Below are 14,671 nucleotides of genomic sequence, written 5' to 3' on the forward strand. Positions count from 1 at the left end.
GTCAAGTTAATTTTGGTAAAAATTTAAAATATTAATGATGAAATCGATCAGTAAGAGACGGCATTTTTAATTGCATTCCCCAGGGATTTTTGCTAAGCTAAGAATAAGTGAAAAATGAAAGCGAGAACAAGATGACACGATATCAAGATGATTTTTATGATGCTATAAATGGTGAGTGGGAAAAGACTGCTGTTATTCCAGCAGATAAATCGAGAACAGGTGGTTTTATCGACCTTGACGAAGAAATTGAAGAGTTGATGCTAACGACGACGGACAAATGGTTGGCAGGAGAAGATGTGCCAGAAGATGCCATCTTAGCAAACTTTGTCAAGTACCACAGCATGGTGAGAGATTTCGACAAGCGAGAAGCAGATGGAATTGAGCCAGTCCTTCCTTTATTGAAGGAATACCAGAATTTAGAAAGTTTTGCGGATTTTGCAAGTAAACTAGCAGCTTTTGAATTAGCTGGTAAACCAAACCTCCTTCCATTTGGAGTATCACCAGAATTTATGGATGCTAGAACCAATGTTCTCTGGGCTAGTGCACCAGGAACTATTTTACCTGATACAACCTACTATGCGGAAGACCATCCTCAGCGTGAGGAATTATTGAACCTTTGGAAAGAAAGTACTTCTAATCTCCTCAAAGCCTATAACTTCTCAGATGAAGAAATCGAAGATCTTTTAGAGAAACGATTGGAGTTGGACCGCCGTATCGCAGGAGTCGTACTTTCAAACGAAGAGAGTTCAGAATATGCTAAACTTTACCATCCATACTCTTATGAAGATTTCAAAAAGTTTGCTCCTGCACTTCCTTTAGATGATTTTTTCCAAGCGGTGATTGGACAAACACCAGACAAGATTATCGTAGATGAAGAACGTTTCTGGCAAGCAGCAGAGCAATTCTATAGTGAAGAAGCTTGGCCTTTGCTCAAAGCAAGCTTGATCTTGAGTGTGGTCAATCTTTCAACTAGTTATCTAACAGACGAAATCCGTATTTTGTCAGGTGCTTATGGCCGTGCCCTTTCAGGAGTTCCAGAAGCCCAAGACAAGCGCAAGGCTGCTTACCACTTAGCTCAAGGACCATTCAAACAAGCGCTCGGTCTTTGGTATGCACATGAAAAATTCTCTCCAGAAGCCAAGGCGGATGTAGAGAAAAAAGTGGCAACCATGATTGATGTTTATAAGGAACGTTTGGCTAAGAATGACTGGCTGACACCTGAAACACGAGAAAAAGCTATCGTCAAACTCAATGTTATCAAACCTTATATTGGTTACCCAGAAGAACTGCCAGACCGCTATAAGGACAAGGTAGTGGATGAATCTGCTAGCCTCTTTGAGAATGCCCTAGCCTTTGCGCGTGTAGAAATCAAGCACAGTTGGAGCAAGTGGAATCAGCCGGTTGACTACAAGGAGTGGGGAATGCCTGCTCATATGGTCAATGCCTACTACAATCCACAAAAGAACTTGATTGTCTTCCCAGCTGCTATCTTACAGGCTCCATTCTATGACTTGCATCAGTCATCTTCTGCCAACTATGGTGGTATCGGAGCGGTTATTGCCCATGAAATTTCTCACGCATTTGATACTAATGGAGCTTCCTTTGATGAAAATGGAAGTCTCAAGGATTGGTGGACAGAGAGCGACTACGTAGCCTTTAAAGAAAAAACACAGAAGGTTATCGACCAGTTTGATGGCCAAGAATCTTACGGTGCAAAAATCAATGGGAAATTAACTGTATCCGAAAATGTTGCCGACCTTGGAGGAATCGCTGCAGCGCTTGAAGCTGCTAAGAGAGAACCAGATTTCTCAGCTGAAGAGTTCTTCCATAACTTTGCTCGTATCTGGCGTATGAAAGGCCGCCCAGAGTTGATGAAACTCATGGCTAGTGTTGACGTACACGCACCAGCTAAACTTCGTGTCAATGTCCAAGTGCCAAACTTCGATGACTTCTTTACAACCTATGATGTCAAAGAAGGCGACGGAATGTGGCGTTCACCAGAAGACCGTGTGATTATTTGGTAATCAAAAAACCAAGGATGATTGTCCTTGGTTTTTATGTTTTAGAAAAATGGATTGAAAGTTTTTTCGTGAGCGATGGTAGTAGCAGGTCCGTGCCCTGGATAGACATCGTAGTTTGGAAGGGTGAAGAGCTGGGTTTGGACACTATGAAGGAGTTGTTCCATACTACCAGTTGGCAAATCTGTCCGACCAATGGTTTCTCGGAAAAGGGCATCTCCCGTTAAGACCAAGTGTCCATCTGGGAAAACCAATGAAACTCCACCGATAGAGTGGCCTGGCGTTGGTAAGACTGTAAAGCGGAATTCTTCAATCTGGTATTCTTCATGAAAGACATAAGTGTCTTCAGCTGGTTTGCAGATGACATCTGCCATATCGTCATGTCGAGGGAGACCTGAAAGGTTGTCAACAGGAGTATAGAGCCAAGAAGCTTCACTTTCTGCCACATAGACTGGAGGATTTCCATAAGTATCTCTGACCAAGTCAAGACTCATAATATGGTCGTAGTGAGTGTGGGTCAGAAGAATGGCACAGACCGGTTTGTTGATGGTTTCGATAGTCTTGCGAATGGCCTCCCAATGGCTACCAGGATCGACTACAATCAGGTGTTGCTCCCCTTCAAGATAATAAGTATTTTCATAGGCGACAGGATTCACAGTTTTATGGATTTTCATAGGATTTCCTCTTTCATAGATTTACAGTTTCTAGTATAACACAGAAGAATAAAATAAGGAATCAACAAGAAAGTCCCTCCATAAAGGAAGGGACTTTTAACTTTTTAAAAATGATTTTTCCAGGCTTGGAAACGTGCATCCAGTAGGAGTTGTGTCAGATTTTTTAAGATTTCAACTTGCTCGGGCTCCAGTGTCTGGGCTTGAGAAACAAGTTGTCGAACATGGTCGATAGCATTTCTAGAAGATAAATCATTGATGGAAGTGATTCCAGATTCTAGGATGGTTCCGAAAAAGAGATCAAAGTAGAGCTCTAGTTCTTCATCGGGCACACTGTCCACCCATTCTTTAAGAGTGTCTTTGATTTGGAGACTTTCGCTACTAATTTCCTCTAGTTGGACAAAGTGTTTGTCTTCAACCTGCCAACTAAAGGTGTCATGCTGGGCAAGACCGCCTAAAGCAGTGCTTCGAACGACGATTTTCTTATCAGGGATTTCCAGCATCATCCCGATGATAGAACCTTGTGGGACAAATACTTTTGTTCTTTCCATCATGTTTTGATAGCCAGCTGTTTCGGTCAGTTCCTTGTGAAGTCCAGGCGCATCAAAAGTATAGACGGCGACAATGTTTTTTTGTAAAAGTGGGTCGAGTTGACTGGCAGCATAGACAGCTAAATTGCCCCCTTTTGAGTGTCCTGCTAGGACCACCTTTTGGTTAGGATGTTGAGCAAAAAAGTCCTGTAAATACTGGAGAGCATGTTTTTGAGCTGGAATTTCCTTCATATAGGTCATATGGAAATCTTCTTTCCAACCAATAATACTGTCGTCTGTGCCACGAAAGACAATCAGATAGGTATCTAGGTTCAGACGATAGGTCATAGCAGCGAATTGCTTTTGGAGTTCTTCATCAATATCGTTGACAAAGTTAGAGAGCTTGCTATTTTTAAAACGCTTGTGTGTGGAGAGTTGATCTAAGAGTTGCAGACGTTCTTTATTAGTCAACACGTTAATGTCACGAGGAACACGTGTTGCGACATCTAGTAAGCGATTATCTGATTCGTCTAGTAAGTTATCAAAAGACAGATAAGTCAGCTCAGTCAGAGCAAGTACATCCAGTTCATTTAATGGGATATCATAAAAAGAATCGTATTGAACATCAGTTAGATAGTCAAAAATATTGGCCATGAGAATTCCTTTCTTAACTTTTATCATATCAGATTTACATCAATTTTGCTAGTAGTCAGGAGAATTTTGCTATAATATTAAAAAAGGAGGAGCAGATGCATAAGATTTTACTAGTAGAAGATGATCCAGTAATCCGTCAGCAAGTTGGGAAAATGCTCTCCGAATGGGGTTTTGAAGTAGTCATGGTAGAAGACTTTATGGAAGTTCTGACGCTATTTGTTCAGTCTGAGCCTCATCTGGTTCTCATGGATATCGGCTTGCCTCTCTTTAATGGTTATCATTGGTGTCAGGAAATTCGCAAGATTTCCAAAGTTCCTATTATGTTTCTGTCTTCAAGAGACCAGGCTATGGACATCGTGATGGCTATTAATATGGGAGCTGACGATTTTGTGACCAAGCCTTTTGACCAGCAGGTCCTTTTAGCTAAGGTACAAGGATTATTGCGCCGCTCTTATGAATTTGGACGAGATGAGAGTCTCCTAGAGTATGCAGGAGTTATCCTCAATACCAAGTCTATGGATGTTCATGTCAATGGCAAAGCTATCAGCCTAACCAAGAATGAATTTCAGATTTTACGAGTTTTATTTGAACATGCAGGAAATATCGTAGCGCGTGATGATTTGATGCGGGAACTCTGGAACAGTGACTTTTTTATCGATGACAATACCTTATCTGTTAATGTCGCTCGCTTGCGCAAGAAACTGGAGGAAGAAGGTTTGATTGGTTTTATCGAAACCAAGAAAGGGATAGGGTATGGATTGAAACATGCTTGAACTTAAAAGTTTTTTTCTAGCTTATATCCGTTCGCGTAGCCGTTTTTTTGCTTTTATTCTATCGCTTACAGGTTTGCTTTTTCTCTTTGAAATCTTGTTTGATAAGCAAGGGCCATACTTTAACTATTTCTTCTTTCTATCTACATTTTTGACACTTTTGTTTTTAGTATTTGATTTCTTGATAGAATTGCAACGTTATCGTAAGGAATTGCTCTATGGCGAAAGAAAAGCTAAGTCACCAATGGAAGTCCTTCTAACTGAAAAATTAGAGAAAAGCGAATCTGAACTCTATCAAAAGAAATCAGATGCTGAAAACCGCTATAATGATTTGGTGGACTACTATACACTCTGGGTTCATCAGATAAAAACACCAATTGCAGCTAGTAAACTCCTTGTAAGCGAGGTGGCAGATCGCCAACTGAAACAACAGTTGGAGCAGGAAATTTTTAAGATTGATTCCTATACCAATCTCGTACTCCAATATCTACGCTTAGAAAGCTTCCATGACGATTTGGTGTTGAAGAAAGAAAATATAGAAGATCTGGTCAAGGAAGTCATTCGCAAATATGCTATTTTCTTTATCCAGAAAGATCTAAGTATTAATCTGCATGACTTGGACAGAAGGATTGTGACGGATAAAAAATGGCTGTTGGTAGTCATTGAACAAATCCTGTCAAATAGCCTCAAGTACACAAATGAAGGTGGGGTTGAAATCTACATGGATGGTTCAGACCTTTGTATCAAAGATACTGGGATTGGTATCAAAAACAGTGATCGGTTGCGAGTCTTTGAACGTGGATTTTCAGGATATAATGGTCGAATGACCCAGCAGTCATCTGGACTTGGGCTCTATCTAACCCAGAAAATCAGCCAAGAATTAGGACATCAGATTCAAATAGAATCCGAGCTTGGGCAAGGAACAACGGTGAGGATTAAGTTCTCTGAAGTGAATTTACTGATTGAATGAAAAGAATTGTGAAGAGCTTGGAAGAAACCTTTCAAGCTCTTCTTTAGACCTTGATATGGTGAGAAAAAGGCTCCAATTAGATAATACTCTTCGAAAATCAAATTCAAACCACGTCAGCTTCGCCTTGCCGTACTCAAGTACAGCCTGCGGCTAGCTTCCTAGTTTGCTCTTTGATTTTCATTGAGTATAAAATAGTTTAATCTTACAAAAATGTAAGATTAAAGGCCTCTTTTGTAAGGTTATGTTATGGCAAGTCCTCTTTTTTTGGAGTAAACTTAGAGCATAAAGAAAAAGGAGAGGAACCATGAAAACAATTTTACAAAAGAAACATACAAGTAAGCCGAGTCCAAAGGATATCGAGCGAGTTCAAATCGGCATCGAAATGATGCAAGCTCAGTTTCAATTAATGGGATATTAAAAAGGAGAAGTTAAAATGACACTATTAGATGTAAAACACGTTCAAAAGATTTATAAAACTCGCTTTCAAGGCAACCAAGTAGAAGCCCTGAAAGATATTCACTTTACCGTTGAAAAAGGCGACTACGTTGCTATTATGGGTGAGTCTGGATCTGGTAAATCTACTCTACTCAATATTCTTGCTATGCTTGACAAGCCAACGCGTGGCCAGGTCTTCCTAAATGGAACTGACACAGCTACCATTAAAAATTCTGAAGCATCAAGCTTCCGTCGTGAAAAGTTAGGCTTTGTCTTCCAAGACTTCAATTTGTTAGATACGCTTTCTGTTAAAGACAATATCTTACTCCCTTTGGTATTGTCTAGAAAGCCTATTACAGAAATGATGAAAAAATTGGTCGTAACGGCTGAAAATCTTGGCATCAATCAATTGCAGGAGAAGTACCCTTATGAAATCTCTGGAGGGCAAAAACAAAGGGTAGCAGTTGCACGGGCTATCATCACAGAACCAGAAATTCTTCTTGCGGACGAGCCAACAGGTGCTCTAGATTCTAAATCGTCTGCAGCCCTCCTTGATATCTTTGATCAAATCAATGAACAAGGACAAACCATTCTCATGGTAACCCACTCGACAGCTGCGGCTAGCCGTGCAAAACGTGTTCTTTTCATCAAGGACGGTATTCTCTATAATCAAATCTACCGTGGTGAAAAGACGGATCGTCAGATGTTCCAAGAAATCTCTGACACCTTGACTGTTATGGCAAGTGAGGTGAACTAGTATGTTTCGATTAACCAATAAGTTGGCCATTTCCAACTTAATCAAAAACCGCAAACTCTATTATCCTTTTGCACTAGCAGTTCTCCTTGCAGTTACTATCAGCTACCTATTTTATTCATTAACTTTTAATCCTAAAATGGTAGAAATGCGGGGTGGATCTTCTATTCAATTTACCCTACAACTAGGTCTCATCGTAGTAACACTTGCATCTGCCATTATCGTCCTTTATGCCAACAGTTTTGTCATGAAAAATCGTTCCAAAGAACTGGGTATATATGGTATGTTGGGCTTGGAGAAGCGTCATCTGATTAGTATGACCTTTAAGGAACTCTTGATATTTGGGTTAGTAACAGTCACTGCTGGTATTGGAATTGGTGCCCTCTTTGATAATCTGATTTTCGCTTTACTACTTAAACTTTCAAAGATGAAGGTGGAGCTAGTCGCAACCTTCCAATGGTCCGTAGTCCTTTCCATCCTTCTGGTATTTGGTTTTATCTTTTTAGTCATTGTCTTCCTAAATGCTATCCGCATTATCCGTATGGATGCTCTCCAACTATCTCGTGAGAAAGCAAAAGGTGAGAAGAAGGGCCGTTTCCTAGTGTTTCAGACAATCTTGGGACTACTCTCTTTAGGTAGTGGCTATTATCTAGCTCAAAGCGTAACAAATGCTCTATTAGCTATTTCTACCTTCTTTTTAGCTGTAATACTGGTCATTTTAGGAACCTATCTCTTGTTCAATGCTGGGATTACAGTTTTCTTGAAAATGCTCAAGAAAAACAAGAAATATTACTACAAACCTAACAATCTCATCTCTGTTTCTAACCTCATTTTCCGTATGAAGAAAAATGCGGTTGGTTTAGCGACTATCGCCATCCTTTCCACCATGGTTTTGGTCACCATGTCGGCAGCAACCAGTATCTACAATGGTTCTGAAAATATTAAAAAACTCCTGTATCCTCACGATATGTCAATTTCAGGACAAAATGTAGAAGTTGAGGATTTAGACCAACTTTTAACTCAGTATGCCAAGGAAAAGAACCTAACAATCAGCACTAAGGATGTTCTTAGCTATGCAAGTTTCGGCCTTTCTAGTCAAGACGGGACAAAATTAACCGCCTTTGAAAAAGGGCAAAACAATGTCATGCCTAAGACAGTCTTCCTGGTTTTTGATCAAAAAGATTATGAAAAAATGACTGGACAAAAGCTGAACCTTACGAATAATGAGGTGGGACTATTCGCTAAGAACGATGGCCTTAAAGGTCAAAAAGCATTCAGTCTTAACAATCAGAACTATACTATCAAGGAAGCAATCCAGCAAGATTTCCTCAGAGACCATGTTGCTAACCAGTATGTACTTTTGATCTCAGATTATAACTACCTTGTTGTCTCAAATTTGCAGGACTTTTTAGATAAATACCAGGATTCTGCTATATACACTCAGCTATATGGTGGAATGGATGTGACAGCAAGTAAAGAGGAACAGTTAAAGCTATCTGATGATTTCGATGCGTATGTGAATAATTTCAGTCACAATCTCAAGAACGAGAATGGTATGGTTTACGGTGCAAACATTGCGAGTGAGTCAACTGTCGAAATGAACGCTCTCTTTGGTGGAGTCCTCTTTATCGGTATTTTTCTCTCTATCATCTTTATGGTAGGTACTGTACTCGTTATCTACTATAAACAAATTTCAGAAGGTTATGAAGACCGTGAACGCTTTGTCATTCTGCAAAAGGTTGGTTTGGATCAAAAACAAATCAAGCAAACCATTAACAAGCAGGTCTTGACTGTTTTCTTCCTACCTCTGGCCTTTGCCTTCCTTCATCTGGCTTTTGCTTATCACATGTTGAGCCTGATTCTCAAGGTCGTTGGTGTTGTTGATTCAGCCATGATGTTAAGCGTAACTCTTTCCATTTGTGGTATCTTTGCTTTAGTCTATGTCCTAATCTTTATGATTACTTCAAGAAGCTATCGCAAAATTGTTCAAATGTAAAAACAGAAACATCAAAAAAGAGAGTGGGACAGAAATCGTTAATTCGTTAGAATTCGATTTCGTCGTCCCACCTCCGCACAGTTGAGTAGGGCTGTAAAAGCTGATGAAATCAGCGTAGTAGAGCCCACTCAACCACTGCGTCTTGCTCGACAATCCAAAGACAATTGAGAGGCTAGGACTTTTGTCCCAGCCTCTTTTCTAGAGCTGGGATTTTGTATAAGGTTTTATCTCTTATTTCACAACACGTGATTTGTTGGCGATATCAGCTAGGATTGCTGCTACAAACTCATCATGTTTAAACATTAAAACGGTATCTACTTTCAGAGGAGATATCGTTTTTCTTCTTCAACGGATAAGGATACAAAAATTTCTTCCTTTCTTTATCTTTTAAATTAATTGATTTCTTCAGAGAAAGACTGTAAAATTTTTGATATAATATCAAGGATGGACTGATGGATATTTAATACTCTTCGAAAATCAAATTCAAACCACGTCAGCGTCGCCTTACCGTACTCAAGTACAGCCTGCGGCTAGCTTCCTAGTTTGCTCTTTGATTTTCATTGAGTATAAAGGATAATTTTCAAAAGAATGACAGGTGAGAATTAAAAATATGTAAGATTGGACAGAAGTCTCTCTACCATCATCCATGCAGAAACAAGATTATATGAAATAAAAGGAGTAATCAATGACTGGAAACTATTCAACACGTGAACTCCGCGAGAAACTATATGATGACCTTCATGTTCGATTAAGAGATACAGTGATTTTGATGTGTTCGATTTTTATTGCCTCTATAGGTCTAAATATGAATTCAACAGCAGTCGTTATTGGAGCCATGCTGATTTCCCCTCTTATGACACCGATTGTTGGACTGGGGTTTGGTTTAGCTATTTTTGATACACGTTTAATCAAGCAATCTCTACAGGTTTTATTTACTCAAGTATTGGTCAGTTTGCTTGTATCGACTCTGTATTTCTGGATTTCTCCCTTATCTTATGCAAGTAGCGAGTTGATTGCACGAACCTCTCCAACCATTTGGGATGTTCTCATTGCTATCGCGGGTGGGATAGCAGGTTTCATTGGTTCAAGGAAAAAAGAAGCAAACAATATCGTACCAGGAGTAGCCATCGCAACAGCTCTGATGCCACCTATCTGCACTGCAGGATATGGTTTAGCTAATGGAAATGTACGATTTTTATTTGGGGCTCTTTATCTTTTCTTGATCAACTGTGTCTTTATCATGCTAATCAACATTGTTGGAACAAGATTTTTGATTAGAAAATCTCCCTTAAGTTCATTTAATGAGCTAAACATTAAAATGAAAATTGGGTTGATATCCTTGATTATATTATTGGTTCTTCCAGCCAGCTATTCAGCAGTCACTCTGACGATGGATCAAGCTCGAAAAGAAGGGATCAAACAGTTTGTAGAAAATGAGTTCGCCAATCATACGGTCATTAATCAAGTCTACAAGTCAAGTAATAATGAATTGGTCTTGACGGTTGTTGGAGGTCCGATTTCAGAAGAAGAATTAGAAACCATTCGCCAAAAACAAGCCTCTTACGGTATTCAATCTGTTCAATTGAAAGTCAAGCAATTCAACAATTCGGCAAAATTAGATAGTGAGACGATTAAGGAATTTTACGAAACTATTAACAAGTATATCGATCAAAAACTCTCTGAAAAAGATTCACAAGATGACATCGTAAAAGAAATTGAGGCAGACAAGGACTGAGGATAGTCAACTTATCTAACTCATGGAAGCAAATCTTGGGAGGATATCCTATATCCAAAAGTTAATGGATAGAAAGGATTGTTGATGAGGATACTATTTGTGGTGGTTTGGCCAATCACTATTAACTCAGGTGAAACAAAATAGAAAAGCAACAACTGAAATAGTTGTTGCTTTTTCTTACTGAAAAATGTTTCTCAGACTGTGATCGTTTTATTTCTCAACACGAGATTTGTTGGCGATATCAGCTAGGATAGTTGCTACAAACTCATCTACTGACACAGTGTTTGTTTCTTTTTGTCCATAGCGACGAACGTTGACAGTTCCATCTTCCATTTCCTTGTCACCAACGATCAATTGGTAAGGAATCTTGCTAGTTTGTGAAGCACGGATCTTGAATTGCATTTTCTCATTACGTTCATCCACATCAGCACGGACACCACGATCACGTAGTTTCTTCGCTACCTCCCAAGCGTAGTCTACGTGTTTTTCGTTAGAAACTGGGATAAGGGTTACTTGGTGTGGTGCAAGCCATGTTGGGAAGGCTCCCTTGTAGTTCTCAATCAAGATAGCTGTAAAGCGTTCCATGGTTGAGATAACCCCACGGTGGATCATAACTGGGCGATGTTCTTCACCATCAGCTCCGATGTATTTAAGGTCAAAGCGTTCTGGAAGCAAGAAGTCAAGCTGGATCGTAGAGAGGGTTTCTTCTTTTCCAAGAGCTGTCTTAACTTGGATATCCAATTTTGGTCCGTAGAAGGCTGCTTCGCCTTCAGCTTCAAAGTAGTCAAGTCCCATGTCATCCATAGCTGATTTCAACATACGTTGAGCATTTTCCCACATTTCATCATTATCAAAATATTTGTGAGTATCTTTAGGGTCGCGGTATGACAAACGGAAACGATAGTCAGTCAAGTTGAAATCTTCGTAAACATCGATAATCAATTGAAGCGTACGTTGGAACTCATCTTTGATTTGTTCAGGTGTTACGAAAGTATGGCCATCATTTAATGACATTTCACGTACACGTTGAAGCCCTGTGAGAGCACCAGATTTTTCATAGCGGTGCATCATACCGATTTCAGCAATACGGATTGGCAATTCACGGTAAGAGTGAACGTGGTGTTTAAAGACTTCGATATGGTGAGGACAGTTCATTGGACGAAGAACGAATTCTTCCCCATCACCCATATCCATAGTTGGGAACATATCTTCACGGTAGTGATCCCAGTGACCAGAAGTCTTGTAAAGTTCTACTGAGGCAATTGGTGGAGTGTAGACGTGTTGGTAACCAGCAGCGATTTCCTTGTCGACGATGTAGCGTTCCAATTCACGACGGATAGTGGCACCATTTGGCAACCAGAATGGTAGACCTTGACCAACCTCTTGAGAAATCATGAACAAATCAAGCTCTTTACCAAGTTTACGGTGGTCACGTTCCTTAGCTTCTTCACGCATTTGAAGGTAGTTTTTCAAGTCTTTCTTGTCAAACCAAGCTGTACCATAGATCCGTTGCATCATCGCATTGTCGCTATTTCCACGCCAGTAAGCACCAGCTACATGGAGAAGGTGGAAGATTTGGATGCGGCCTGTTGATGGGACGTGTGGGCCACGGCAAAGGTCTACATACTCACCTTGACGGTAGATGGTCAAGCCACCCTCGTCTTCTGAGTGTTCCTCGATCAATTCCAACTTGTAAGGGTCGTTTTTGAAGATTTCACGGGCTTCATCTTTTGTTACTTCTTCACGAATAGATGGGAAGTTTTCTTTAACGATTTTTTGCATTTCTTCTTCGATACGAGGAAGGTCTTCGTTAGAGATTTGACCAGCTTGGTTATCAGTATCGTAGTAGAAACCATCTTCGATGGCTGGACCAACACCCAAGTGAATGTCTGGGAAAAGGCGACGAGCTGCTTGGGCAAACAAGTGGGCAGCTGAGTGACGCAAGATGTCAAGAGCGTCTTCGTGATCAGGTGTCACGATTTCGATGCTTCCATCTTCAGTGATAGCACGAGTAGTGTCGATGAGTTTGCCGTTAAATTTACCAGCAAGAGCTTTTTTAGCTAGGGAATTGCTGATTGATTGGGCAATTTCAAAAGTAGTAACGCCAGATTCGAATTCACGAACAGCGCCATCTGGGAAAGTAATTTGAATCATGATTTTCTCCTTAAAAATTTATCGTATTTTAAAATAGAGGTTTGAAGAAATAGAGATGGGTTAGTTATAAAGAACAATTATATTTGTTTATCTAACTGAATGATGCTTTAACATTTTCATTCTACAAATAAAACAAACTGTAGAAATAAGTAAATAACTTACCAAGGAAAGGATTAAAGACAAATATTGCTCATCAGTCATTTCACCACTCATGTATATCCTTATCGGATAGCTTCTGAGAGCATTGACCAAGTAAATACCAGTAGTAAGACTTAAAAGATATCCCGTTATAACGAGTTTCTTGTTGTTGAAAAACATTAAGATACCGAGAAAAGGAGCAAGAAATGGTATAAGAGGAACAAATGCAAAAAATGAAAAGACAACAATGTACTCCAAGCCCCATAGACTGAGAGTTTTCATTAGCCACACATAAACTATAAGGAAGGTACAGGAAATTACCCAGGGCAATACTTTCTTCATATCAACCTCCATATTCAATTTATGTTTATATTCTATCCTAAGCCAGTAATAATAGTTCTCCAAACAAAAAGCGACATCCTAAAAAGGACGTCGCAACGTGGTTCCACCTTCATTTATGTTCCTCAAAAAAGAGGGACACCTCTGATTGGCTCTAACGTGGCCACCGTTTTATGTTTGCATAAAAGTCAGTAGAGTAGTATCAGTTTAGTTTTCCTATGCGTTCTCAGCAACCACGCACTCTCTGGTAGAAAGGGGCTAAGTGACTTGTCTCTATGCATTATTATAGCATGATTGTGAGATTTTTCAAGGATTTTGTGAAAGTTTTTTGTTTTTCAGTTTTTGCACTAGATTCTTAATAGCGGCACCGACAGCCATACCCGCGAGGGCAAAGATTTCATAGGCTAGGAAGTAGAGAAGGATAAATTCTCCGAAAGTAATGATGGTAAAGCAAAAGAGCAAGCCAACTCCAATTAACCACCAAACTGAGAACTTGAAACGATAAGAGTAGAATAGTGATACTATGAAAGTCACCAGTGGAGAGAAGATAATAACGTTGCCGATGGTGAGCTCCTTCAAGATATAGTTTTCAGTAATAGTCCATAATAACAGCTCATAAAGTGGCCAATAAAAGAAAAATACGACCAGATAGTAGGGGAGATATTGCGAGAATTTACGCATGGTAATCACCTCTCTTTTCAAGATGTCTACTTAGATATCCTTCCTATAACTATTATAGCACTTTTGCGGTAAGAATAGTAAATCAGTTGACAAAGAACTTAGTTATTGGTAGAATAGGAAATGTCGTAAAGACAAATAACTTCTTCTTGGTTACAGGCATGCCAACCTGTCACTCGGATGAAGCCAAATAAAAAGGAGAAACATCATGGCAATCTCAAAAGAGAAAAAAAATGAAATCATTGCACAATATGCACGTCACGAAGGTGATACAGGTTCAGTAGAGGTTCAAGTTGCTGTCCTTACTTGGGAAATCAACCACCTTAACGAACACATCAAACAACACAAAAAAGACCACGCTACTTACCGTGGATTGATGAAGAAAATCGGTCGCCGTCGTAACTTGCTTGCATACTTGCGTAAAAACGACGTTAACCGTTACCGTGAGTTGATCAACTCTCTTGGACTTCGTCGTTAATTCAAGATACAAAGGCCGTCAAAAGCACAAAGCAAAAATAGGAAAATTGACGAAGAAACTTCAGTTTCTAGGATATTTTATCTTTTTTGCCAAGTGCTTAGGCCGTGTTCAATTGAGAATATCTTGAAATAAGGCTACTCTAGTTGAGTAGCTTTTTATTTTTGTCACCTTACCTCGATATACTCAAGTATAATCTTCGATTATGGTTCCTAGCACTGTAAGCTAAAATAAATCAGAATGATCTCCCTTAGCGGAGATTTTTTGTTTCACTAGGATTTTATCCTGAGTTCAAATGAACTCTCTGACTTCAGAGGACCTTTTTGTGTGCATTTTTCTAGTCTTGCTCATGAT

12 protein-coding genes are annotated in these 14,671 nt (G+C 39.6%); 7 read left to right on the forward strand and 5 right to left on the reverse strand.

Translation table 11 applies throughout. The features are described 5' to 3' along the window. Positions 1-131: 131 nt before the first annotated feature. A complete protein-coding gene (locus KBU52_RS00565; protein ID WP_254723967.1) occupies positions 132-2,024 on the forward strand; it encodes a M13 family metallopeptidase in 1,893 nt (630 codons plus the stop codon). 38 nt (positions 2,025-2,062) lie between these two features. Here KBU52_RS00565 and KBU52_RS00570 read toward each other — a convergent pair whose 3' ends face one another. Then, a complete protein-coding gene (locus KBU52_RS00570; RefSeq protein ID WP_254723968.1) occupies positions 2,063-2,692 on the reverse strand; it encodes an MBL fold metallo-hydrolase in 630 nt (209 codons plus the stop codon). Between the two features lie 104 nt (positions 2,693-2,796). After that, positions 2,797-3,873: a DUF2974 domain-containing protein gene (locus tag KBU52_RS00575; RefSeq protein WP_223333176.1), complete on the reverse strand. Its 1,077-nt coding sequence runs from the start codon at positions 3,871-3,873 to the stop codon at positions 2,797-2,799. Between the two features lie 95 nt (positions 3,874-3,968). Here KBU52_RS00575 and KBU52_RS00580 point away from each other — a divergent pair, with 95 nt between their 5' ends. From KBU52_RS00580 to KBU52_RS00600, 5 genes are all read left to right on the forward strand, one after another. After that, positions 3,969-4,646 carry a response regulator transcription factor gene (locus KBU52_RS00580; RefSeq protein WP_000548968.1) on the forward strand — a complete coding sequence of 226 codons (678 nt, stop codon included), beginning with the start codon at positions 3,969-3,971 and terminating at the stop codon, positions 4,644-4,646. After that, complete coding sequence (locus KBU52_RS00585; protein WP_254723969.1) at positions 4,639-5,613, forward strand: sensor histidine kinase; 975 nt, start codon at positions 4,639-4,641, stop codon at positions 5,611-5,613. Before KBU52_RS00580 ends, KBU52_RS00585 begins: the two co-directional genes overlap by 8 nt. A gap of 433 nt (positions 5,614-6,046) precedes the next feature. After that, the gene (locus KBU52_RS00590; protein WP_006152604.1) at positions 6,047-6,805 is read left to right on the forward strand and encodes an ABC transporter ATP-binding protein; all 759 of its coding nucleotides are present in this window, start codon (positions 6,047-6,049) and stop codon (positions 6,803-6,805) included. A gap of 1 nt (position 6,806) precedes the next feature. Beyond that, entirely contained in the window at positions 6,807-8,798 is a 1,992-nt protein-coding gene (locus tag KBU52_RS00595) for an ABC transporter permease (protein WP_004251233.1), read from the forward strand. Positions 8,799-9,483: 685 nt separating this feature from the next. After that, positions 9,484-10,533 (forward strand): DUF389 domain-containing protein, encoded by a 1,050-nt coding sequence (locus KBU52_RS00600; protein ID WP_254723970.1) that lies wholly within the window; start codon positions 9,484-9,486, stop codon positions 10,531-10,533. A 210-nt stretch (positions 10,534-10,743) separates the two neighbouring features. Here the strand turns inward: KBU52_RS00600 and thrS are convergent, their stop codons facing one another. From thrS to KBU52_RS00615, 3 genes are all read right to left on the reverse strand, one after another. After that, the gene (thrS, locus tag KBU52_RS00605; RefSeq protein WP_254723971.1) at positions 10,744-12,687 is read right to left on the reverse strand and encodes a threonine--tRNA ligase; all 1,944 of its coding nucleotides are present in this window, start codon (positions 12,685-12,687) and stop codon (positions 10,744-10,746) included. An 87-nt stretch (positions 12,688-12,774) separates the two neighbouring features. Continuing rightward, positions 12,775-13,167 (reverse strand): hypothetical protein, encoded by a 393-nt coding sequence (locus tag KBU52_RS00610; RefSeq protein ID WP_254723972.1) that lies wholly within the window; start codon positions 13,165-13,167, stop codon positions 12,775-12,777. A gap of 303 nt (positions 13,168-13,470) precedes the next feature. Then, positions 13,471-13,845, reverse strand: a complete 375-nt coding sequence (locus KBU52_RS00615; protein WP_254723973.1) for a hypothetical protein — start codon at positions 13,843-13,845, stop codon at positions 13,471-13,473. Between the two features lie 205 nt (positions 13,846-14,050). Here KBU52_RS00615 and rpsO point away from each other — a divergent pair, with 205 nt between their 5' ends. After that, positions 14,051-14,320: a 30S ribosomal protein S15 gene (gene rpsO / locus KBU52_RS00620; RefSeq protein WP_001018251.1), complete on the forward strand. Its 270-nt coding sequence runs from the start codon at positions 14,051-14,053 to the stop codon at positions 14,318-14,320. The last annotated feature ends 351 nt before the right edge of the window (positions 14,321-14,671 follow it).

It is taken from the genome of Streptococcus sp. 9.1(2021) (assembly GCF_030466425.1).
Lineage (GTDB): Bacteria > Bacillota > Bacilli > Lactobacillales > Streptococcaceae > Streptococcus > Streptococcus wuxiensis.

Coding starts and splice junctions, on each gene's coding strand:
- KBU52_RS00615 (WP_254723973.1), bottom strand. CDS start 13,845: ATGCGTAAATTCTCGCAATATCTCCCCTACTATCTGGTCGTATTTTTC.
- KBU52_RS00600 (WP_254723970.1), top strand. CDS start 9,484: ATGACTGGAAACTATTCAACACGTGAACTCCGCGAGAAACTATATGAT.
- KBU52_RS00595 (WP_004251233.1), top strand. CDS start 6,807: ATGTTTCGATTAACCAATAAGTTGGCCATTTCCAACTTAATCAAAAAC.
- thrS (WP_254723971.1), bottom strand. CDS start 12,687: ATGATTCAAATTACTTTCCCAGATGGCGCTGTTCGTGAATTCGAATCT.
- KBU52_RS00580 (WP_000548968.1), top strand. CDS start 3,969: ATGCATAAGATTTTACTAGTAGAAGATGATCCAGTAATCCGTCAGCAA.
- KBU52_RS00585 (WP_254723969.1), top strand. CDS start 4,639: ATGCTTGAACTTAAAAGTTTTTTTCTAGCTTATATCCGTTCGCGTAGC.
- KBU52_RS00610 (WP_254723972.1), bottom strand. CDS start 13,167: ATGAAGAAAGTATTGCCCTGGGTAATTTCCTGTACCTTCCTTATAGTT.
- KBU52_RS00570 (WP_254723968.1), bottom strand. CDS start 2,692: ATGAAAATCCATAAAACTGTGAATCCTGTCGCCTATGAAAATACTTAT.
- KBU52_RS00590 (WP_006152604.1), top strand. CDS start 6,047: ATGACACTATTAGATGTAAAACACGTTCAAAAGATTTATAAAACTCGC.
- KBU52_RS00575 (WP_223333176.1), bottom strand. CDS start 3,873: ATGGCCAATATTTTTGACTATCTAACTGATGTTCAATACGATTCTTTT.
- KBU52_RS00565 (WP_254723967.1), top strand. CDS start 132: ATGACACGATATCAAGATGATTTTTATGATGCTATAAATGGTGAGTGG.
- rpsO (WP_001018251.1), top strand. CDS start 14,051: ATGGCAATCTCAAAAGAGAAAAAAAATGAAATCATTGCACAATATGCA.